Origin of the sequence: Pseudomonas sp. SIMBA_068 (assembly GCF_046534705.1) — a bacterium.
Classification (GTDB): domain Bacteria; phylum Pseudomonadota; class Gammaproteobacteria; order Pseudomonadales; family Pseudomonadaceae; genus Aquipseudomonas; species Aquipseudomonas putida.
This window is the reverse complement of the sequence record NZ_JAWRYI010001801.1, coordinates 1-231: the sequence shown is the minus strand read 5'-3', so window position 1 is coordinate 231 and position 231 is coordinate 1. Positions and strand designations below refer to the sequence as shown.

1 protein-coding gene is annotated in these 231 nt (G+C 41.1%); it reads right to left on the bottom strand.

The window, feature by feature from the left end; translation table 11 throughout:
- Positions 1 to 231 (bottom strand): CBS domain-containing protein (locus SB756_RS35975; RefSeq protein ID WP_410914025.1); only part of this gene is annotated, 231 nt, incomplete at both ends.

The window sequence follows — 231 nt, the reverse complement described above, 5'->3', positions numbered from 1 at the left end:
AAACTCAGTAAACTATGTTCGGCGTCTTCACGAATTACGTCAACAATATCATCGATCGTGACACGACCAAGTAGCTGATCGTTGTCATCAACAACTGGGGCCGAGATCCAATTATGGCGCTCAAACAGTTGTGCGACTTCACTTTCATCCATTGAAATTGGAATTGACTCACATTCTTCATCCATTAAATCGCGAACAATTTTTTCTGGTGGATTAGTTAGCAATGTACTC